The following is a 19,633-nucleotide window of genomic DNA, read 5'->3' as shown; positions in this document are numbered from 1 at the left end:
CATGGCTTTTGTTGCCCTAGCAATTGTGGAAGAATAGTTATTTTGCATAATACATGCTTTAAAATAAGTGAGTATTAGTGATTTTTTATTTCCCATATTATAATAATAAATGGGTATCTTTTGAGAAAATACAGCTTAAATAAATGGGGATGTAAATTATGAATTTAAGTCAGTATCAATTTAAACAATTAAGTAATATAGCTACAGATTTAATAGGAAATAAAGTGGTTTTTTTATAGGGGCGGGATTTTCAAGAGATTTGGGTTATCCAGGATGGGGAGAATTATTAAAACAAATTATATCTGAAAACAATTTGTTAGAAAAAATAAAGATGTCTAGCTTGTTTTATTTAGTTTCCGAAAAGGAGGATTCAGACTACAAAAAGATCAATGAGTTAATGTTAGAAAATTTAATTGGAGTTGATTTTTTAAGATTAGCAGGATATGTTGATATTTTATTAAAACAAACAAACGATAACGATATACAAACTGAAATTATAAAAAAAATTACTCAATATGAAAGGAAAAGGGTAGCTTATACTGATAGATATAATGAGTATAAGGATGTTTTTAAAAAAATAACCCCATATATTAGTGAAATCATAACAACAAATTATGATACTAACCTTGAGTATTGTATTGAAAATATTTCTGTAATTCATAGGAATCTTAGAAGTGTGAACAAAGATTATGGGAGGATAAAGGATAGAATCAAACTTTATAAGATACATGGTTGTATTACAGATAATAATAACGGAATTGTCATAACTGAAAAAAACTATCAAGAATTCAATTATAGTAACAGATATATATTTAATAAGCTATATTCAATTTTTATAGAGAACAATATTGTATTTATCGGGTATAGCTTATCTGATCCGAATATAAGAAGCTTATTGAATGAAGTAATTGAAGAGATTAAATCAAAACAATTTGAAAAGAAAAAAATATATTGGATTAACCGGGATGAAATAAATGAGGTTGACAGAAATTTTTATGAAAATATATATTCAATACAAATAATAGACAAGCTAGAAATATTAGATTTTTATAAACACATAGTTCGTTTAGTGCAATCAAAATGGAATGATATGAATACAGTTGAATTAGAGCTAGAAACAGCAGCTAATGATTTAATGGCTGAAACCCCTCTTTCTGAAGTGGAATATTTAGATATTATTGATAAAATCCAACAACTAAATAAAACAGATCAAGTTTTACTACATATATATAACAAATTTATTACAGACGATGGTCTTAGAAAAGAAGCCGATAAAGCATTTTTTATGTTATTGGCTAGGTCACATTCAGATATACAATTAAAATTTGAATCAAAAACACAAGATATCTTAGGTGTTGAGGATAATCATCTTCTTACATTAATTGATTTAATAAGGGATGATTTAGAGGTGAAGTCTTTTTTTATTGCTAATAAGCATTATTCTCATCAGTTATTAGAAAGCCTAATATCTCGCGCGAATAATATTAATGATTTTTATCTTTATCAAATATATACAATAGCGCTACTGGACTACTATGAAATATTTGAAGGAGAACTTGGAAATAAAAGATCTGATTTTATAAAATCCTTTTGTGGGAATTATAAATATTTAACGGATACCAAAGAATTAGGGTATTCGTGGAAAAGTCTGTCGGATGTAAAAGGAAAAATTTCAGTTTTAGATACTGGTATCATAGAGGAAATATTAAATGAGTATCCTAAAGAAAATAAAACTCAAATACAGATAGAACAAATTTATGCATTGGTTGATAATTTGGATAAACCAAAACGCTTTAATTTGCTTTATAAACATGTATGGGAGCCTGAATTCTCTCTCCGAATTGAAAGAAATATTTATATATTATTAAATAAACTATTAGTAAAGAATAATGGTTTTGAATATGACTGGAATACTAGTGATGAAAAGTATACTTATAAAAAAGATATAGACTTAATTGAGTTTGATTGCCCAAATTCTTATGATAATGAGACTAAAATTTATCGCATAAAATATAATGAAAAAGAAATTATTTTTAAATTTTATCCCGATTATAATGAAATGAAAGTAGTTTATGAGATTGATGATGATAAAGTTAGTGTTCGTAGTCTAAAAAGTTTTATTGATATGTTACAGGAAAAAATAAAGGAAGATTTAGCACAATGGTTACGAAAATAAAGAGTCCCAAATGGGCTCTTTATTTATATTTTACAACATACATATAATTTAGAATAGATATACCCAAAAATGATAAGGGATATATCGGGGGCACCTATTGTCTTTTTAAAACCTTTTGTAACCCTAAGGACATCATATAGTTATTCTAACCAACCTGGCATCGGATTCATGTCATGGGAAAGAGATAGGCAATATACTTCAGCCTCCCTCCATGATTTTAAAGAATACCCTTCATTATTTAATATTTCTCTCTCTTTTAACTCTCCAGGTGATGTATCCAATACATGAAAGTGCAACAATGATAGGAATTGCTATATAGGAGCCGATAAAAGGATAAGCGGCAAGACATAATAGACAGGCAATGACAGCTAGAAACTTACCAAAGACATTTGTAATCAGCCGAACTCCTGCTGCTGTACCAACTATATAGGTTGCGATTGCTAACGAATTAGGAATAAACACTAACTGGTCTAAACCAATGTGAAAAATAGAACTAAAAAGTAAACCAACTCCGGCAATTGCTCCTACTAATATTACAGCACGGCTAGGGGTTGAATATGTTTTATTCATGTTGTCCAGCCATGAGGGGGCAAGACGTTTATGAGATAAGGAATAACCTAATCGGCTCATACTTGCCACAAATGCATTGTTAGTTCCTAAACATATGATAAAGGCAAGTATTGCTGTTACCCAAGCGCCATTTACCCCTGCCACTTTTTCAACGACTTGTGCTATTGAAGCATTATTCATAGCACTATTAACGGTTTGTTTACCAGTTGAATAAGAGTTTGTGCCAATGACAGCTAAAGCGATGCCTATGTATAATACACCAATAATAACAATGGCTCCCCATGTTGATCGCATGATGTTTTGTTTTCTCGGGCTTTTAAATTCAGGTGCCAGACTAGAGATTGCTTCCCATCCAAAGAATGACCAAAAAATGAGCATTGCAGATTGGCCGATTGGAATGATGCTTTTTTTTGTGATGTGTGGTGTTATGCTCTCATGGTCAATTGCTGGAAATGCTAAAACTGATGTACCTAATAATATCAATAAAGTAAGTCCGGCTAATACCAATTGAATTTTTCCACTTGTTTGTAGACCTACATAGTTTCCGATTACAGCGATTGAGAGTAATATGCTTGCAATTATACATGCGGAAAAATGCGGTAAATTGAACGCAAAAGATATATAAGTCCCACCTGTTAGTGAAACAATAATTTGTCCTACACTTCCTGCGATGAAAAAAAACCATCCACAAATAGCACCTGCATAATGACCAAAAGCTTTATCCGCAAAAGTTAATATTCCGCCTGAGCTAGGGAAATCAATTGAAAGGAATGCAAATGTGGACGCTAATGGAATACTTAGCAGCACCATAATAATCCATGAAACTAGTGCATTTGAACCCGCAATCCCTGCTGTCATACCAGGTAATATTAAAATCCCTGAGCCTAAAACGGCTCCTACATACAGAGCAGTGCCTTGTGAAACTGATATAGTTTGCTTCAATGGCTGTGTCAAAGATATTCTCTCCTTACATTTCTGAACTTATTTTTATTATAGAAGGTTATTCTCTTTGTTTATATAAACTAATGAATGTTTTATTCTCTTATGCTTTACGGTATGAACGAAAAACAATAGAATTATATACAATTATGAAGGAGAGATGGAAATGGATGAAATAGACGGTAAATTATTAGAACTGCTTCAAGAGGATGCCCGAATAACAATTATTGAATTATCGAAAAAACTGAATTTAAGTCGTCCGAGTGTAAATGAACGATTACGTCGTTTGCAGGAAAACGGGGTAATTCAGGGGTTTACAGCACGCATTTCTGCTGAGGCTATTGGAAAAGGAACAATTGTGATTATACAAATAGGAAATTTAAAATTAGAGTGTCGTCGATTTGAGGAATTGATCAAGGAAGAAACGGATATTCTAGAATGTCATAGAGTAACAGGAACGAATAGTTATTTTCTAAAGGCAGCAGTAGCTACGATGAAGGATTTAGAAGCCTTAGTAGACCGCCTTATTCCTTATGGGCAATTAAATACATCTGTCGTACTGTCATCGCCTATTCTTTCTCGCCCTCTGCTGCCTGTCACTGATAGATAAAAAAACTTTGTGTATGTCCTAATGTCCGGTTATTCTAACAGATATGTCACCAAATGCAAGTCATGATTTACTTACCTTGATTAGCCATTCTATTCAAGAAGGCATTGGATTATGTAGTATAAAAAATAAGGAGTACAAAGAAGTGAATGAATTTTATAAGGCGTTAACATATGTAAATAAAATTTTATATGAACCAAATCACTTAACTATAAATGCTATTCGAGAAGAAGCTCAAAATTCAGATTATGGGGCTGGTATGTTTCAAATAAATTCAAAATCGGTTAGATTTAGAGTCGCAAAAATAACACCTAACAAGATAGGACAGTTTGTTGCTTTTTGGGAAAAAGATGAGGATAATAAAAACCAAGCCTTTTCATATGAAAAGGCTACTGATTTATTGGTTATCAATACTTTTACTAGTAATAATAATTTTGGACAATTCGTTTTTCCAAAAGGAGTTCTTTTAAAACATAATATCCTTAAAACAGCAACTACAAAAGGAAAAATGGCAATTAGAGTTTACCCTAGGTGGGAAAATCCCATTAGCAAACAAGCTATCAAAACACAAAAATGGCAGTTAGCATATTTTGTTGAGGCGAACAATACAAATGGTTTTCCAGTACAAGAACTATTAAGGCTATATTCTAACTAAAATTGGATAGCCCTGAGTAGAAAATCAAAAAGAGTCATTAAAAAAATAAGTTAATCACAAAAAAAGATTACAACAGTTCTATAAGGAATATTTTTTTACACTGTTCTACTCAACAGAACGGTGTTTTTCAGTTTTTCTAATAGCAATAGGAAGTACTGTTACTTATGGGGGTTTTGTTTATGTTTAACAAAGGGATGTTTTCAGAAATTGTTAATCATTCTATGCCGAGATCCTCTTGGACTATCAGGTATGTGTAGCTATACGAACGTGGCACCAATGGCAAGTCGAATAACCGATGCTGACCAGAACCGGCTTGTTTTCGCGGTTTGCTTTTTCGAAGGCTTCTTCTCCCCACGGGAACCAGTCCACAGGGTTGTGAGCATGTTGAAGGAGATATGGTGACTTCTCAGCGATTAATCTATTGGGTTTACTGTTAGTGGGCATGGGATCACCTTCTTTCTTTTGTTTTAATTACATTTAGGCACCACAATAATTATAAATAAATACAAAGCTTAGCCGATTTACTTAAAATGTTAATGAAGGAAGACACCGTCCTTTTCAGTTTTCTTTTCTTTTATTACAGGAGAATGGATATTTTTAGCTCTGTTAAATTTGATGTTGATCATTCCATAGTATTAAGGGGAACCCATTATTTATGGACGCCCCTTTAGTTCAATAAGAAAAATTACTGTCGAGTGTTACCTAACAATATATACTTTGGACTGAAAGGTTTTTAGCCATTCCAATGATAAACGATTTGCACAACGCCAGAGGAAAATGTTCTTGTATTCAGCATTTTTAAATTTATCCTCTGTTTTAAATCAATAAACAACGGTTTTCCTTCTCCCAAAACAACAGGGTGAAGAGATAATCTAAATTCATCAACAAGCCCCAAATTTATAAAAGTTGTAATGAGACTCGCTCCACCATATAGCCAGATGTCTTTACCAGGCTTTTTCTTTAATTTATTTACTTCTTCAAGAATATTATCATTTATAAATATTGCTTGATTATCAATCTCATGTTGTGTTCTGGAAAAAACATATTTCTTTTTACTATGAACCAATTTCCAAATTTCCTTTTCCGTATCAGGGTCTTCTTTTTTGGGGATATACTGTCCCCATAAATCGTAGCTTTTTCTACCATATAAAATAGTATCAATTTGATTTAAGAAATCAGTAAACCCCATATCAGGGTCCATAATACACCAATCAACTTCTCCATTTTTCCCTTCAATAAAACCATCTAGAGTAACTGCTAAATTTAAAATTATTCTTCTCTGTTTTAAGTTATTTGTCATAACTATTCATCCTTTTACATAAGAAGTTGGTAGAAATTCTTCTTCTATTCACACACCAGATGGATTAAGTTGCGTTTGTGGACAGAGTGAAGAACAATATCCTAAAATGAAAGTGCCCACTACTCTTTGCAGCTCGATTAGCAGGAACACTCTTTATCTTCACTTGGTTAAATGAAAGCTCTGTTCGATTAAGTTATAGATTTCGCTTTCTGGATCTGTCCGTTCTAAAACAATTGAAATCCAATGTTCCTTATCCATATGATATCCGGGTAAGATATTTTCCCCATTTCTTAAGCCATCACTTATGTCAGGGGGGCATTTTAAATTCAGAATATCTATTTCGCCATGTCCTTCCAAGCCTAATTTTTCTGGGAGAACATTCATGATAAGACCATACCACTTTTTGTTTGATGTATGTCTCAAAGAAGCATAGTTTGGGTATTCCTCCCATGGATAATCAGGCGATGAACCGTACTTTTCTTTGACGTGTTTAAAGATATCTTCTCTTGTTAACATACTTCAATCATCCCTCCAACTACTTACGGTTAATTTCTTCTCTCTAATGTCACTTTTGAAAAAATCACGGGATTTGTAGTCTACGATCCTTGGCTTGTCTATTTGGTTACTTTAATAGACATGGCACCAATGACAAGTCGAATAGCTGATGCTGACCAGAACCGCCTTGTTTTCCCGTTTTGCTTTTTCAAATGCTTTCTTTCTTCACCAAGGGAACCAATCAATAATTATTTCATAAAGTTCGGACTGCAAAATTACTTGTTTGGTTATTCTAACGAAAATGGCACTCTTGAAGGTAAATGTGTTTGAGTTTGAAATGTTATTTTAACATTATGTTCAAACCTTTTAATCGTTTTCAATAACTCTGTAATCACAATATATATCTTTATCTTTTGGAAAGAAGCTGCTTTGAACAAAAGTAAGGATAGCCAAAGATGATGAGTGGAGCTGCTAATGCAAGTAGTAACCAAGAACCTGATTGAGTGTCTTTGATGACTCCTATGAATATACAAGTACCGATGAGAAGGTACAATGAAACACCAAAAAACCAATACATACCTTGTTCCTCTTTTCCCTATAAGGTTTCTTTATTCTTTAATGGGTCATTTTTGCAGAGCCCTTCTGCTTTACTTCTTTGAGGATTTTGGACCGTTTTTCAAATGTTTTTTCAGCTCTGATTCCTTTTCTTTGTAGGCTTATAATTATGAGATCAATTGGTTTCAATACATTTCAATACTCTCATATGAAAGTACTCTCCATATATTTTAATTTTAAAATTGAATATAGAAAACGTACATAAGGGCATATCCTTATGTACGTTGAGGCACATCTTGCATACTAGATAAGTCCGCATCTTGTTGGGTTTTCCTTCTTGCCTTACTGGGTGATAAATGAAATGCCTGACGGCTCTTATGATAAGATGACAAATGTGACTGGATTGTTCCTATTTTTATTGTGGATCCTTTGTGATTATACTGTCAAAGGAAAGGAAGTGAAGCAATATGTTTCGAAGAAAGCCTTTTGATAAAAACTACGTTTCACGAGATAGAAGGGCATTAAATATGCTTGCTCTCAGAGTACCAGGCTTAGCTTTTATTCTCATGATCTATATAGCCTCTATCGTGCTGCAGTTTGTTTCTGGGAGCTGGTCTATTTTATTGCTTCATGTGTTTACAATATTAATCGCTATTTTTACTCTGCTGCATTGGCACTCATATCGATGGGTTAAGAATAAGGTCATTCTATATTTTGTACTGCAAGGTTTGATTACTTATGCACTTGCTAATGTCATGACGGGCTTCTTAATGCTGGTCATCATTGGCCTTTATGCATTTTTGATTGGGCAGATTATAGGAATGGCAGATAGAAGAAGAGCGTTCCTCATTGTATATCTATTACTTCTGATATCAGCCAATGCGATATATCAGATTCACAAAGGCGAGTTTTTGCATTTTCTTGTTATCGCTGTACCTATCATGGTTGTCATTATCACTTATGCTGCCACATTTTTTGCGCAAGTTGATGAAAAAATAAAAGCGCAGCTGACTCTTGAAAGGCTGGAGCTTGCTCATCAACAAGTAGAACAGCTGACGTTGCAAAACGAAAGACAGCGTATGGCTCGGGATTTACATGACACCCTTGCACAAGGATTGGTTAGTTTAAATATGCAGTTGGATGCTATTAATGTTCATATATCGAAAGGTAACACAGATAGGGCAAAAGAAATCATTCAACAATCTATGAATAGAGTGAAAAGCACATTAGCTGATGCACGTTCAGCTATTGACAATCTTCGCAGCAAATCAGAAGAAATCGGTTCTTTAAAAGAAAGAATTACCTTACAAATGGATCATTTTAAAGATGCAACAGGTCTGTCTTGTTTTTTAGACTACAGATTAACTCAATTGCCTGATGTTCGTACTGCTGAAAATTGTTATTACATCATAGGAGAATGTCTTACAAATGCAGCAAAACATGCTGAAGCAGAATCCATATGGGTATCAGTTTGGGATGAGAAAGAAAACATCCATTTAACCGTCAGAGACAATGGAAAAGGATTTGATGTTGAAAGAGGCAGGAAAAAGAGAGGTCATTATGGACTTCTTGGTATACAAGAACGCGTCAGAGCAATGAAAGGCCAATTCGATATAAAGAGTACAAAAACAATAGGCACACAAATCGAGATAATCTTGTCAAATCAGGGAGAGATTGAAGATGAATAAGGTTTTAATCGTTGATGATCATCTAGTTGTGAGAGAAGGTCTCAAGCTGTTAATTGAGACGAATGATAACTACACAATAATCGGAGAGGCGGAAAATGGAAAAAAGGCGGTCCATCTTACAGATGAATTAAAGCCAGATATCATTCTTATGGATTTATACATGCCAAAAATGAGTGGGTTAGAAGCGATTAAACAAATAAAAGAAAAACACAACATACCCATTATTATTTTGACTACTTATAATGAAGATCACTTGATGATTGAGGGAATTGAATTAGGGGCGAAAGGATATCTGTTGAAGGATACGAGCTCAGAAACCCTATTTCATACAATGGATGCAGCATTAAGAGGAGAAGTGCTGCTGCAGCCTGATATTCTTAAACGTTTTCAAGAAATTCAATTTAAAAGAATGAAGAAACCAAGCAGCGATACTCAGTTAACGGAAAAGGAAATAGTTGTTCTAAAGGCGATTGCAAAAGGTCATAAAAGCAAAGCGATAGCCTTTGATTTAGGAATCTCAGAGAGAACTGTGAAGTCAAGACTAACGTCCATTTATAATAAATTGGGAGCGGATTCTAGAACGGAAGCAGTTACAATTGCCATGCAGAGAGGTATTTTAACTTTAGATTTATAACACAGGTTATTTAAAAGTTGCCCAAACGTACATGCCCGCATGTACGTTTTTTTCATTTCCTTATGAACTACAATTAGGGGGAATGTTATCAAGCAATGTGTTGAAAGGAGATTATGATGTCAAGAATGTTATATAAATTAGGCGGGTGGGTCGCTCGCCATCGCATTAAAGTACTATGTGCGTGGATCGTTGTGTTGATTGCAGCGATAGGGGCAGCCGGCATATTAAAACCCAGTTTTTCTGAGGATATGTCAATACCAGACACGCCTTCGGAAAAAGCAATGAAGGTGATCAATAAAGAATTTCCTCATGGTCCTGATAAAGGGAGCATACGGGTCATATTCGGTGCTAACGATGGGGAGAAACTTACTGCAAAATCAGCAAAAAAAGCAATAGAGAATACATTAAAGGAAATGAATAAAGACGATTCCATTGATTCGATTGCAAGTCCTTTTCATGCAGGAACGATCGCAAAAGATGGGACAGTGGCTTATGCTGATATCAAATACAAATCATCAGCAGATGATATAAAAGATTACTCTATAAAACATGTGAAAGATAGTTTGTCCATTGCTGATGATGAAGGATTACAAACGGAGTTAAGCGGAGATATACCAGGAGCCGAGATGGAGATAGGCGGTGTATCAGAGATAGTCGGTATTGTCTTGGCTTTTGTTGTTCTAGCTATTACATTTGGCTCATTATTAATAGCAGGCTTACCGATTTTAACAGCACTTATAGGTTTAGGTGTAAGCATTGGGCTGACTTTGATTGGAACACAAGTGTTTGATATTGCCTCCGTCAGTCTTTCATTAGCCGGAATGATTGGCCTTGCAGTTGGTATTGATTATGCTTTGTTTATTTTTTCGAAACACCGCCAGTTTTTAGGAGAAGGTATACAAAAAAATGAATCAATTGCGAGAGCTACGGGAACAGCTGGGAGTGCTGTCGTTTTTGCCGGACTTACAGTTATTGTCGCACTTTGCGGATTGACTGTCGTTAATATTCCTTTTATGTCTGCAATGGGGCTAACAGCAGGGCTCAGTGTGCTCATGGCTGTTTTAGCGTCAATTACATTAGTGCCTGCCGTCTTATCAATAGCAGGGAAACGCATGATTCCGAAAGCAAACAAGAAAAAAGAAATACAAAGCGCTGAAACAAATTTCTGGGGACGCTTTGTCACAAAGAACCCTATTCTTCTAAGTGTATTTAGTATTCTCATCTTGCTAGTCATTAGTATCCCATCTATACATTTGGAGCTAGGTTTACCTGATGCAGGAATGAAAGCTAAGGATAATCCCGAGCGCCGAGCTTATGACTTGCTTGCCGAAGGGTTTGGAGAAGGATTTAATGGCAAATTAACGATAGTGGCGGATGCCACAAGTGTTACAGAAAATAAGACTGAAGCATTCGCAGATGCAGTAAAAGAAATTAAGGATTTAGACCATGTAGCAAGTGTTACTCCTGCAATGCCTAATGCAAAAGACAATTTTGCTATTATTACGGTTGTTCCTACAACAGGTCCAAACGATAAAGCTACTAAGGATTTGGTACAAGATGTGCGCAGCTTAGCAGATCAAAACGGGGTAGATTTGCTCGTAACTGGATCCACGGCAGTGAATATAGATATTTCAGATCGCCTTAATGATGCAATACCAGTATTTGCTTTACTCATTGTTGGTTTTGCGTTTATATTGCTGACAATCGTATTCCGTTCGCTGCTAGTACCTCTTGTTGCTGTAGCAGGTTTCATATTAACAATGACAGCAACTCTTGGGATTTGTGTATTTGTGTTACAGGATGGAAACTTAATTGACTTGTTCAATATACCTGAAAAAGGGCCGATACTCGCGTTTTTGCCTATTTTAACGATTGGTATTCTTTTTGGCTTAGCGATGGATTATCAAGTATTCCTTGTAAGCAGAATGCGTGAAGAATATGTAAAAACAAAGAATCCAGTACAAGCGATTCAAGCTGGATTAAAACACAGTGGACCTGTTGTCACCGCAGCCGGACTAATCATGATATTCGTCTTTGCAGGGTTTATCTTTGCTGGTGAAGCTTCTATCAAAGCAAATGGATTAGCTCTTTCCTTTGGTGTATTATTTGACGCATTTATTGTAAGAATGACACTCATTCCAAGTATTATGAAGTTGATGGGGAATGCAGCTTGGTATTTACCAAAGTGGTTAGACAAAATCATTCCGAATGTAGATATAGAGGGTCATCAACTAACAAAGGAGATACAGCCCGAGATAGAGAATGAACAAAAACACCGAATCAGTATGTAGCAATATAGGCTCTTTCTAATAACATGTAGGGATGTAGCTCCTCTTTTTTAACTAATGGCAAAGTATTAGAGGTTAAAGTTTATGGGCAATAAACAACAAAAGAAGAATATATAGAACGAGAGAAATAAGATTTATTTAAGAGTGGACTGAAAGGTCTACTCTTTTTTCATTCGTCATCTGAATAAGAAATGGTTATTCAAATAGAATGCCAACAATGACAAGTCGAATAACCGATGCTGACCAGAGCCGGCTTATTTTCACGTTTTGTTTTTTCGAAGGCTTCTTCTCATCAGGGGTACCAGTCTACGGGGTTGTGGGCGTGCTGGAGTAAGTATAGAGACTAATCTGTTGGGTTTATTGTTAGTGGATATGGGATCACCTTCTTTCTAAGTTTCTAATTCATTAATGCAACACGTGAAGTGAAATGAATTTGTCTCTTTAATCTATTTATCTGAGGTTTAAAGAACTGAATCTGAAAAAACTCGTCGGCTTTTTAAGCTTTATTGTCTTGATTTTTCTTATATAAATCTGCTACTTGCTTGGTCTTGTTTTTTAACTCCACAGCCAATTACCCTATTCTTCTTTAAATGTAATGTAGTACGATATGAGCGTAAGGATAAATGTGTAGCTATACGAACTTGGCATTAAATACAGGTTATCTCAGAGGTCGCTTTTTGAAGTTATTTTCATTAGGAGAGATGAAGTATGTTATATCTAATTGGTGGTTCTTCGAGGAGTGGGAAGACAACTACAGCAAAGAGAATGTTAGCAGAAACAAAAATTCCTTATTTCTCGTTAGACTACTTAATGATGGGAATTGCGAATGGAGTACCAGAAATGGACATTAATCCGACTGATGGTGATTTTAAAAATGGACAACGACTCTGGAAAATAATTAATCCTTTGATGACGGCTATGGTTGAGAACAAAATAGATTACATAATAGAAGGTGTACAATTAATCCCTAGTCACGTTTCACAGTTTGAGCAATACTATTTAGGGAATGTTAAGACCTGTTTTATAGGAATAGCAGAAATAAACATAGAAAATAACATAGATAAAATGAAATTTCACTCCAGTATGACAGAAAATGACGGATTGAGAAATCTAGATCATTTTCAGATCAAATCAGAATTAGAGAGGATAAAAACAGATAGTATTCGAATAAAAGAGGAATGCCAAAAATATAATCTTCAATACTTCGAAAGCTCTTTAAATTTTAATGAAACTATAGAAACAATAATAGCTTATCTCACTTAACTATGGGATGTAGTAAAGTAAATTGACTGCATGTGGAAAGGTTAGCGTGTTATTTTTAAAAAAGAGCTCAATGAGAGCTCTTTTTTAAAACGAAATTCACTTTTTCTTTTTTTCGGGAACCATTAAAGTAATGACCAAAAAAACAACTATACAAATTAAAAACTGAATAAGTCTATTTAGAAACCAATAGTTAGTAAAGTCAATTTCATTTGTAACCTGGATGGTAGCATAAACTGTAAATAAAATCAGTATGAATTTTAATGTTTCTCTGTTCAAATCAATCAACACTTTCTACAATATATCCAAATTTAATGGTAAGCACATGCTAAATGTACGTTATCAAGATAGTCTTTCACTGAAAATGTTATCTAGTATTCGAATAAGTGGTAGATCTTATCTAAATTGCAACAATGAGAAAAGTTGTTATTAGGCTCAGAACCATTAAAATTTGAAACTATCACCCGACAAACAACTATTAGAATAAGACAGATCAAAACCAAACTTACACGGTATTTTCATTTAACGTAACCGTTACTACTCTTGAGATAAATAATTGAAATCCGTTTCTTTACATTCAGGGAGTTCTTTTTCAATTTTTAAGATGGACAATAACTCTTGAACATATTCACGTATAGCGAGCATATCAAATGGGAAATTGAAATCAAATTCCTCTTTAACAGCTAAAGTGTCCATTACATATGAACAATTATGTTTCATACCCAATAGATCATCATTAAAACGTAGCACATCATGATATGATGAATCAGGTAGCTCAAAGTGAGAAATCAAATAAACATTAATTTTGTTACCTTCTTCAGAGTCTGGAAATCTTTCATCAACGTATAATAAAAAAGCACATCTCTCATCATCGTTTAATTCTACCTGAAAGAATTCAAAATCTCTTAATCTCAATAAACGTTTAAATCTCGTATGTAAAGTTCTCATTTTCAATATCTCCGTTTTTATTTTTAAGCTGTTACTAACGGTTTCCATTGAAACATAGAAGGGGTATAATACGCAATTTCCCATTAAAAGCTTTATTTTGAGTCATGTTTCCGAACGAAAGGTCTTTCCTATTTCTTTTCCTAAACCAAAATAGTGTCTGAAATTATAAATAAGTGGACTCCATTTTGAAGGGTCAATGTGGTTGTCGTTCAATATGATCTTTTCCTCGGCATGGAAATGTAAAGCTTGTGTTTCCACAATCGCAAATGATGGTTCGTAATCTGGTATCCGAATATGCTTCACTTCTGCTTCTATTTGGATAGGGCATTCTTTAATTCGTGTTGGTGCTACTGTCATTGATGGTAAAGGTGTTAACCCTGCCGCTTCGTATTTCTCTTTTTTGTACGTAAACCCGAGCTGTTTCTTCAAAGGCGGGATATTCTTTTTTCCGCTAAAAGACGAAATTTTTTCAACGTTTTTCCATAAATCCGGGCTGGGCAAGTTAATGACACATTCTTTGTGACTACTTAAATTTTCAATCGCTTTTCCTCCTAAGCCTACTCCCAGAACAATATAGTTTCCAAGCGCCCATGAGGAAGACATCGGACTGATATTGGTGGTTCCATCTTCATTCAAAGTGGAAAGAAGGAATGTGGACGTGCCATAGTACATAATGTTTGGTTTGATTTCTTTAAAATGGAGAGTGTCTTGTTTTTCACTGTTCAACGATTATGCCTCCTAATCATTATTTATTCATATTGTAAAGGTTTAACATTTCAACTATCATCGAAATATGAATGTAAGGAGGAGAATGATGAATCCTAATATTGCAAAGGTTGCTTCGTTACTATCTGACCCCACGCGTTCTTCTATTCTTTTGAGCCTTATGGATGGAAGAATACACCCTGCTGGAGAGCTTGCATATTTCGCTAAAATCAAGCCTCAAACTGCCAGCTTCCACCTGCATAAATTACTTGAAGCACAGCTCATCAGTGTAGAGAAGCATGGAAGACATCGGTATTATAAATTGGCAAACGCCGATGCTGCAAAAGTGATAGAACAATTGCTTAGTATTTCGCCAGATTCAAAAGTGAAGTCTTTCAATGATTCAAAAGAAAAAAGTGATTTACACTTTGCCCGTACCTGTTATGATCATCTGGCCGGTTATATCGGCGTGCAAGTGACACATTCATTAGTCGAGCAAGGCTTCTTACGAAAAGCGGATTTACAATATGAGGTGACTTCAGAAGGCTCTTTGTTTTTAAAGGATTTTGGAGTCGACGAAGAAAAACAAAGAAATAAGAGGAGAGCTTTTGCGCTTTGCTGTTTAGATTGGAGCGAGCGACAGCATCATTTAGCGGGAGCTTTGGGACATGCATTATTAGACAGGATGCTGGAACAACAATGGATTGTGCGTATGCCTAAAACTAGAGCTATTAAGGTTACACAAAGCGGAAAAGCTGCATTTGAGCATTACTTTAAGTTGAGTATCTAAGATTTGAATAGAAAATGTCACCGTTGAAGGGAAGAAAAGTACTTTACGAACTTATAACATGAGCAACCCACTTATTTTTTTGCAGACAAATAAAAAGCAGGGTTTGAAACCTGCTTTTCCAATGCAAATCAATTTTACATATGTCTAATAAATGCTTTTCTCCCTGAGCCAAACGTTTCTTCCTGCATTCCCAAAACAAATGTGTAGAAGCGGATTGTCTCCTGAATGCTTTTCACCGTTAAAACCAAATGATCAAGTCGTTTTATCATTCATGATCCCTCCTGCAAAGTAAACCATTCCACTAAACGATTATTAATCCGCCTAGCTGCTTTCGTATCAGATCAGACCAACTAAAGAAAGATACTTACCGCAGAATAAATAAGCAGCAAACACATGATGACTCGAAAGGCCTTATCATGTTTTTCAAAAAGCTTTTTAAAAACAGAGCCGAACCCTGACCAAAGCAGCAGGGCGAACCAGCCCAGAAAAATGGCCAATGAGAGATAAAAAATAATTGATGTCATTGAATGCTGAAACGGCAGTATAAAAGCACTCATTAATGTTAAGAAGAACAAAATGCTTTTCATATTGATGATCTGGAAGATGAAACCGGATAAAAAAGAAGAGTGCGTATCCTCGGAATCCTTCTTTGAGCCTTTGGCGAAACCGATCTGCCAGGCCAAATAGAGCAAATAGACCGCACCAGCTATTTTGAAGTAGGGCTCAACAAGAGGAATCCAATTGTACAAACCTATTGTAAATATACCGCTGAGAATCCCGAGTGCTGCAAAACCCGATAAGATGCCGCTATTGAAACGCCACGAACCTATAAAGCCAAACCTTCGCGCTTCGTTCATCATTAGGATGTTACTTGGGCCAGGCGTAATCGATGTCAAAATCACATACGAAAGAAAAGCTATGATACTCATTAAATCACCTTCATTTGCTAAGTCATGTTGGGCAGTTTTTATTGTATGATAGTGATATCTATAAATAAAATTGAAATATAAAAAAGCATTATCATTTTTTTCGATAGAAGGGGAAAACGTATGGAGATCAGACATCTTGTCACGTTCCAGGCCATTGTAGAAATGGGAAGTTACACGGGAGCTGCTGCTAAGCTGGGTTATACGCAATCCACGATCACCACTCATATCCAAGCGCTTGAGCAGGAAATCGGCGGGGCTTTATTTTCGTATGAAAAAAGAAATCTAAAGCTGACTCATTTAGGCAGAGAGTTAATCCCTTTGGCAGAAGATTTACTTTCTGCCCACGACCAGATCAAGAATATGAAGAGTGTCCATGAAATCAAGGGAGTATTAAAGGTAGCCGCACCTGAGTCTTTAACCATTTCCAGACTAGGGCCGATCATAAGGGAATTTTCACTGACATATCCTCATGTGAAAATCATCTTAAGCAACGGGACATGCGGGGAAAACCAGGTAGATTTATTGAGCGGACGGGTCGATATCGCGTTAATGGTCTATCCGGAAATTAATATTGAAAAATGCATTCATCACACGTTAACCGAGGAGAAGATTGTCCTTGTGGGCAGTCATGACGGACCGGACCATTTTGATGACTATAAACAAGAAAATAGCAGTCATTTCTTTATTACAAATGAAGAGGGTTGCAGTTATCGGACCATGTTTGAAACATATCTAGTGAAGCATGACATTCGCAGCTTTCAAACAATGGAGTTGTGGAGTATCGAGGCGATTAAACAAACGGTCATGAGCGGACTTGGATTTTCTGTACTGCCTTATGTGACAGTGAAAGAAGAAGTGGAGGCGGGTAAGCTGAAAATCCTTCATCATGCTGAAAGCTTTGAGCCGCTTTACTCTCATATGCTAATCAAAAAGAAAAAATGGCAGCTGCCCGCCGCAGAGGCGTTTGCGGAGCTTGTTTTACATTCATTCGTGAGGCGGAGTGCTGAAAATCAATGAGAAAAGGGAGTGAGTGTTACGCTCACTCCTTTTTTATTTAAACGGCAGCTGCGAGCTTTGGTTTTACAAATTTCATAAAAATCCCTCTGACTAATGGACCCATAATCAGCAATTGCAAGGGGTAGGCTAAAATAAAGTTTTTCAGAACGATCATAAGGTACGCACTGAATAGGCTGTTCTCGTTAAGTCCATTCGATAAAGTTGCCGTGATTAATCCGAAAACAGACATACAAAGTACCATACCAACCACCATACAAGTCGACATGGCAAGGACGACATATAATTTCTTAGACTTGTCGAACGGCAGTTTGAATGTCATTTTTCTTGCGAGCGGTCCGACTAACAGTAAATCTAACAGTAACGCTACAATGAATCCTATGATCATCTCAAAAGCTGTAACCCATGAAAAATCATGTATGGCTCCGTTGATCACTGCATTATAAATCGACATGACGCAGACCATCCCAAAGCACATCATCACGCCAAAGATAAGGCCTTCTTTTTTATTTGCTGGCATACAATCAATCCTTCTCTCCATAATCGGTGATTAGTATACCAATGAATCACACATGCTCATAAGTGACAAATTTGTGAACAATTTATTGTCCGGAAACGTCTCCTTTTGTCATCAGCACATGCGGAATGCCATCCAATATAAATTCTTCTGATGCTGTCTGATAGCCGAGCTTTTCATAAAAGCCTGCTGCCTGTGTCTGACCGTAAAGTTTACATGTATCAATCCTTTTTTCTTTCACAATACGCTCTAACTCATCGACAATCACTTTCCCCAATCCGAATTTGCGATAGGGCTTCAGAATACAGATTCTTTCCAGTTTGCCTGCGTGATCAACGATACGAACACGCGCTGTGCCAACCGGCTGATGTTCATGGTAAACCAGAATATGCTGGCAATCTCCATGGAGTGTATCGAACTCATCGAACTCGTCGGAAACTGGACAGCCTTGTTCCTCAACAAATACTGTCTTTCTGATGTCAAACGCTGTATGTAAATCATGTTCTGTCGTTATTCTCTTCACATTCATGATTGATCCTCCTCTTTATCAGAAAAATGGCTGATGACATACTGTTTAAAGGTCTCTGCCACCGGGGATAAAAATCTGCCTTCTATCCAGGCGATTCCTATGACGCGCTGACATTCCGGCCAGCTGACACGAATTTTTTTGATTTTGCTTTGGTCTAACCCTTTCAGATCGGGCAGAATGGATATGCCAAGACCGGCTGCCACAAAACCTGCTACGGTGGCTGCTTCTTCACCCTCAAACATAATGTTCGGTTGAATATCCGCTTTCTCAAACAATTCATCAACCGTCATGCGCAGCGCATATCCTTTTTTCAATAAAATGAAACGCTCATCCGCAACTTCAGTCAGTGAAATGCTTTCGCGATGAGATAACGGATGGTTGTTTGGCACAAATACAAACAGTTCTTCGCTCCATAATTGTATCCATCGGATCAGCTTTTCAGGTTTGATGGAGGCAAGGAGACAGAGATCCAGATCTCCGGATTTTAATCGTTCAAGCAGCCAATATGAATGGTTTTGCTCCAGCTGGAAGGTAATGTCGGGATATTTCTGCTGAAAGCTGCCGATTAAATCGGGAACCAGCGTAGTTCCTAATGTATGTAAAAAACCGAGAGACACTTCACCTTGGTCAGGCTGCAACAAAGCCTGGATTTCTTCTTTCCCTTCGGTATATTCCTTCATCATGGCATGGACGTGTCTTAAAAATATTTCTCCGTATTTGTTTAGTTTAATCGAACGTCCTTGCCTGTCGAATAGCGGGACGCCTACATGGTTTTCGAGTCTGGCGATTGAGCGTGAAAGCGCAGGCTGTGTGATCGACAGGCTATGCGCCGCCTTCGTGACGTGCTGCATCCGGGCCAGTGTTTGAAAATATTCAAGTTGTTCCCATTCCAAATCATCAACACCTCCTACATTACATATAAGCATGAAATGGATATTTATTATGCATTATACAACATATATCCACAGTGCTAAGATAAATGTATAAACAGACTCGAGGATGTTTGAAATCGCAAAAAATAAAGGATGGATGTT

The 19,633-nt window shown here is 35.9% G+C and carries 19 protein-coding genes and 4 pseudogenes; 9 read left to right on the top strand and 14 right to left on the bottom strand.

Annotated elements, in window-relative coordinates; genetic code table 11:
* Positions 1-259: 259 nt before the first annotated feature.
* Entirely contained in the window at positions 260-2,176 is a 1,917-nt protein-coding gene (locus HC660_RS20760; protein ID WP_168749302.1) for an SIR2 family NAD-dependent protein deacylase, read from the top strand.
* Positions 2,177-2,410: 234 nt separating this feature from the next.
* Here HC660_RS20760 and HC660_RS20755 read toward each other — a convergent pair whose 3' ends face one another.
* The gene (locus HC660_RS20755) at positions 2,411-3,700 is read right to left on the bottom strand and encodes an APC family permease (protein WP_168749301.1); all 1,290 of its coding nucleotides are present in this window, start codon (positions 3,698-3,700) and stop codon (positions 2,411-2,413) included.
* Positions 3,701-3,851: 151 nt separating this feature from the next.
* On the opposite strand from HC660_RS20755, the gene HC660_RS20750 reads away from it, so the two are divergent.
* Together HC660_RS20750 and HC660_RS20745 are read left to right on the top strand one after the other, a co-directional pair.
* On the top strand, positions 3,852-4,295 hold the full coding sequence (locus HC660_RS20750) for an Lrp/AsnC family transcriptional regulator (RefSeq protein ID WP_168749300.1): 444 nt from the start codon (positions 3,852-3,854) through the stop codon (positions 4,293-4,295).
* A 142-nt stretch (positions 4,296-4,437) separates the two neighbouring features.
* Positions 4,438-4,947, top strand: a complete 510-nt coding sequence (locus HC660_RS20745) for a MepB family protein (RefSeq protein ID WP_168749299.1) — start codon at positions 4,438-4,440, stop codon at positions 4,945-4,947.
* 264 nt (positions 4,948-5,211) lie between these two features.
* Here the strand turns inward: HC660_RS20745 and HC660_RS20740 are convergent.
* The 5 genes and pseudogenes from HC660_RS20740 to HC660_RS20720 all read right to left on the bottom strand — a co-directional run.
* Positions 5,212-5,391: pseudogene (locus HC660_RS20740) on the bottom strand (DUF255 domain-containing protein); the annotation flags it as partial.
* Positions 5,392-5,680: 289 nt separating this feature from the next.
* Positions 5,681-6,247: a dihydrofolate reductase family protein gene (locus tag HC660_RS20735; RefSeq protein ID WP_168749297.1), complete on the bottom strand. Its 567-nt coding sequence runs from the start codon at positions 6,245-6,247 to the stop codon at positions 5,681-5,683.
* A gap of 159 nt (positions 6,248-6,406) precedes the next feature.
* On the bottom strand, positions 6,407-6,763 hold the full coding sequence (locus HC660_RS20730; protein ID WP_010332635.1) for an MmcQ/YjbR family DNA-binding protein: 357 nt from the start codon (positions 6,761-6,763) through the stop codon (positions 6,407-6,409).
* Between the two features lie 117 nt (positions 6,764-6,880).
* Positions 6,881-6,988 (bottom strand): annotated as a pseudogene (locus HC660_RS21210) (DUF255 domain-containing protein); the annotation flags it as partial.
* Between the two features lie 160 nt (positions 6,989-7,148).
* Positions 7,149-7,319 (bottom strand): hypothetical protein, encoded by a 171-nt coding sequence (locus tag HC660_RS20720; protein ID WP_168749296.1) that lies wholly within the window; start codon positions 7,317-7,319, stop codon positions 7,149-7,151.
* Between the two features lie 445 nt (positions 7,320-7,764).
* Between HC660_RS20720 and ydfH the strand changes: the two genes are divergently transcribed.
* The 3 genes from ydfH to HC660_RS20705 all read left to right on the top strand — a co-directional run bounded on the left by ydfH (position 7,765) and on the right by HC660_RS20705 (position 11,910).
* A complete protein-coding gene (gene ydfH, locus HC660_RS20715) occupies positions 7,765-8,985 on the top strand; it encodes a two-component system sensor histidine kinase YdfH (protein ID WP_168749295.1) in 1,221 nt (406 codons plus the stop codon).
* Positions 8,978-9,619: a two-component system response regulator YdfI gene (gene ydfI, locus HC660_RS20710; protein WP_168749294.1), complete on the top strand. Its 642-nt coding sequence runs from the start codon at positions 8,978-8,980 to the stop codon at positions 9,617-9,619. Before ydfH ends, ydfI begins: the two co-directional genes overlap by 8 nt.
* 116 nt (positions 9,620-9,735) lie before the next feature.
* The gene (locus HC660_RS20705; RefSeq protein WP_168749293.1) at positions 9,736-11,910 is read left to right on the top strand and encodes an MMPL family transporter; all 2,175 of its coding nucleotides are present in this window, start codon (positions 9,736-9,738) and stop codon (positions 11,908-11,910) included.
* A gap of 205 nt (positions 11,911-12,115) precedes the next feature.
* Here the strand turns inward: HC660_RS20705 and HC660_RS21305 are convergent.
* Positions 12,116-12,281 (bottom strand): annotated as a pseudogene (locus HC660_RS21305) (DUF255 domain-containing protein); the annotation flags it as partial.
* A 334-nt stretch (positions 12,282-12,615) separates the two neighbouring features.
* Between HC660_RS21305 and HC660_RS20695 the strand changes: the two are divergent.
* Positions 12,616-13,170, top strand: a complete 555-nt coding sequence (locus HC660_RS20695; RefSeq protein WP_010332631.1) for a P-loop nucleotide/nucleoside kinase family protein — start codon at positions 12,616-12,618, stop codon at positions 13,168-13,170.
* A 534-nt stretch (positions 13,171-13,704) separates the two neighbouring features.
* Here HC660_RS20695 and HC660_RS20690 read toward each other — a convergent pair.
* Together HC660_RS20690 and HC660_RS20685 are read right to left on the bottom strand one after the other, a co-directional pair.
* Positions 13,705-14,115 carry a hypothetical protein gene (locus tag HC660_RS20690; RefSeq protein ID WP_168749292.1) on the bottom strand — a complete coding sequence of 137 codons (411 nt, stop codon included), beginning with the start codon at positions 14,113-14,115 and terminating at the stop codon, positions 13,705-13,707.
* Between the two features lie 102 nt (positions 14,116-14,217).
* Complete coding sequence (locus HC660_RS20685) at positions 14,218-14,841, bottom strand: flavin reductase family protein (protein ID WP_168749290.1); 624 nt, start codon at positions 14,839-14,841, stop codon at positions 14,218-14,220.
* An 88-nt stretch (positions 14,842-14,929) separates the two neighbouring features.
* Between HC660_RS20685 and HC660_RS20680 the strand changes: the two genes are divergently transcribed.
* The gene (locus HC660_RS20680; RefSeq protein ID WP_168749288.1) at positions 14,930-15,610 is read left to right on the top strand and encodes an ArsR/SmtB family transcription factor; all 681 of its coding nucleotides are present in this window, start codon (positions 14,930-14,932) and stop codon (positions 15,608-15,610) included.
* 152 nt (positions 15,611-15,762) lie between these two features.
* On the opposite strand, the pseudogene HC660_RS20675 reads toward HC660_RS20680, so the two are convergent.
* Positions 15,763-15,879 (bottom strand): annotated as a pseudogene (locus HC660_RS20675) (VOC family protein); the annotation flags it as partial.
* Between the two features lie 81 nt (positions 15,880-15,960).
* On the bottom strand, positions 15,961-16,539 hold the full coding sequence (locus HC660_RS20670; RefSeq protein ID WP_168749286.1) for a LysE family translocator: 579 nt from the start codon (positions 16,537-16,539) through the stop codon (positions 15,961-15,963).
* 120 nt (positions 16,540-16,659) lie between these two features.
* On the opposite strand from HC660_RS20670, the gene HC660_RS20665 reads away from it, so the two are divergent.
* Positions 16,660-17,556: a LysR family transcriptional regulator gene (locus tag HC660_RS20665; RefSeq protein ID WP_168749284.1), complete on the top strand. Its 897-nt coding sequence runs from the start codon at positions 16,660-16,662 to the stop codon at positions 17,554-17,556.
* Between the two features lie 37 nt (positions 17,557-17,593).
* Here HC660_RS20665 and HC660_RS20660 read toward each other — a convergent pair whose 3' ends face one another.
* The 3 genes from HC660_RS20660 to HC660_RS20650 form a co-directional block, all read right to left on the bottom strand.
* On the bottom strand, positions 17,594-18,073 hold the full coding sequence (locus tag HC660_RS20660) for a DUF2798 domain-containing protein (protein WP_168749282.1): 480 nt from the start codon (positions 18,071-18,073) through the stop codon (positions 17,594-17,596).
* Between the two features lie 82 nt (positions 18,074-18,155).
* Positions 18,156-18,599, bottom strand: a complete 444-nt coding sequence (locus HC660_RS20655; protein ID WP_168749281.1) for a GNAT family N-acetyltransferase — start codon at positions 18,597-18,599, stop codon at positions 18,156-18,158.
* Positions 18,596-19,492: a LysR family transcriptional regulator gene (locus tag HC660_RS20650; RefSeq protein ID WP_168749279.1), complete on the bottom strand. Its 897-nt coding sequence runs from the start codon at positions 19,490-19,492 to the stop codon at positions 18,596-18,598. Before HC660_RS20650 ends, HC660_RS20655 begins: the two co-directional genes overlap by 4 nt.
* Positions 19,493-19,633 lie beyond the last annotated feature (141 nt).

The sequence above is a fragment of the Bacillus mojavensis genome (genome assembly GCF_012648005.1).
Lineage (GTDB): Bacteria > Bacillota > Bacilli > Bacillales > Bacillaceae > Bacillus > Bacillus mojavensis.
Note: the sequence above shows the minus strand (reverse complement) of the source record. Positions and strands in the feature narration are given on the sequence as shown.

Bases quoted from the DNA above. Each gene is read 5' to 3' on its own strand.
- HC660_RS20750 (WP_168749300.1), top strand. From the start codon at position 3,852: ATGGATGAAATAGACGGTAAATTATTAGAACTGCTTCAAGAGGATGCC.
- HC660_RS20735 (WP_168749297.1), bottom strand. From the start codon at position 6,247: ATGACAAATAACTTAAAACAGAGAAGAATAATTTTAAATTTAGCAGTT.
- HC660_RS20730 (WP_010332635.1), bottom strand. From the start codon at position 6,763: ATGTTAACAAGAGAAGATATCTTTAAACACGTCAAAGAAAAGTACGGT.
- HC660_RS20720 (WP_168749296.1), bottom strand. From the start codon at position 7,319: ATGTATTGGTTTTTTGGTGTTTCATTGTACCTTCTCATCGGTACTTGT.
- ydfH (WP_168749295.1), top strand. From the start codon at position 7,765: ATGTTTCGAAGAAAGCCTTTTGATAAAAACTACGTTTCACGAGATAGA.
- ydfI (WP_168749294.1), top strand. From the start codon at position 8,978: ATGAATAAGGTTTTAATCGTTGATGATCATCTAGTTGTGAGAGAAGGT.
- HC660_RS20705 (WP_168749293.1), top strand. From the start codon at position 9,736: ATGTCAAGAATGTTATATAAATTAGGCGGGTGGGTCGCTCGCCATCGC.
- HC660_RS20695 (WP_010332631.1), top strand. From the start codon at position 12,616: ATGTTATATCTAATTGGTGGTTCTTCGAGGAGTGGGAAGACAACTACA.
- HC660_RS20690 (WP_168749292.1), bottom strand. From the start codon at position 14,115: ATGAGAACTTTACATACGAGATTTAAACGTTTATTGAGATTAAGAGAT.
- HC660_RS20680 (WP_168749288.1), top strand. From the start codon at position 14,930: ATGAATCCTAATATTGCAAAGGTTGCTTCGTTACTATCTGACCCCACG.
- HC660_RS20670 (WP_168749286.1), bottom strand. From the start codon at position 16,539: ATGAGTATCATAGCTTTTCTTTCGTATGTGATTTTGACATCGATTACG.
- HC660_RS20665 (WP_168749284.1), top strand. From the start codon at position 16,660: ATGGAGATCAGACATCTTGTCACGTTCCAGGCCATTGTAGAAATGGGA.
- HC660_RS20660 (WP_168749282.1), bottom strand. From the start codon at position 18,073: ATGCCAGCAAATAAAAAAGAAGGCCTTATCTTTGGCGTGATGATGTGC.
- HC660_RS20655 (WP_168749281.1), bottom strand. From the start codon at position 18,599: ATGAATGTGAAGAGAATAACGACAGAACATGATTTACATACAGCGTTT.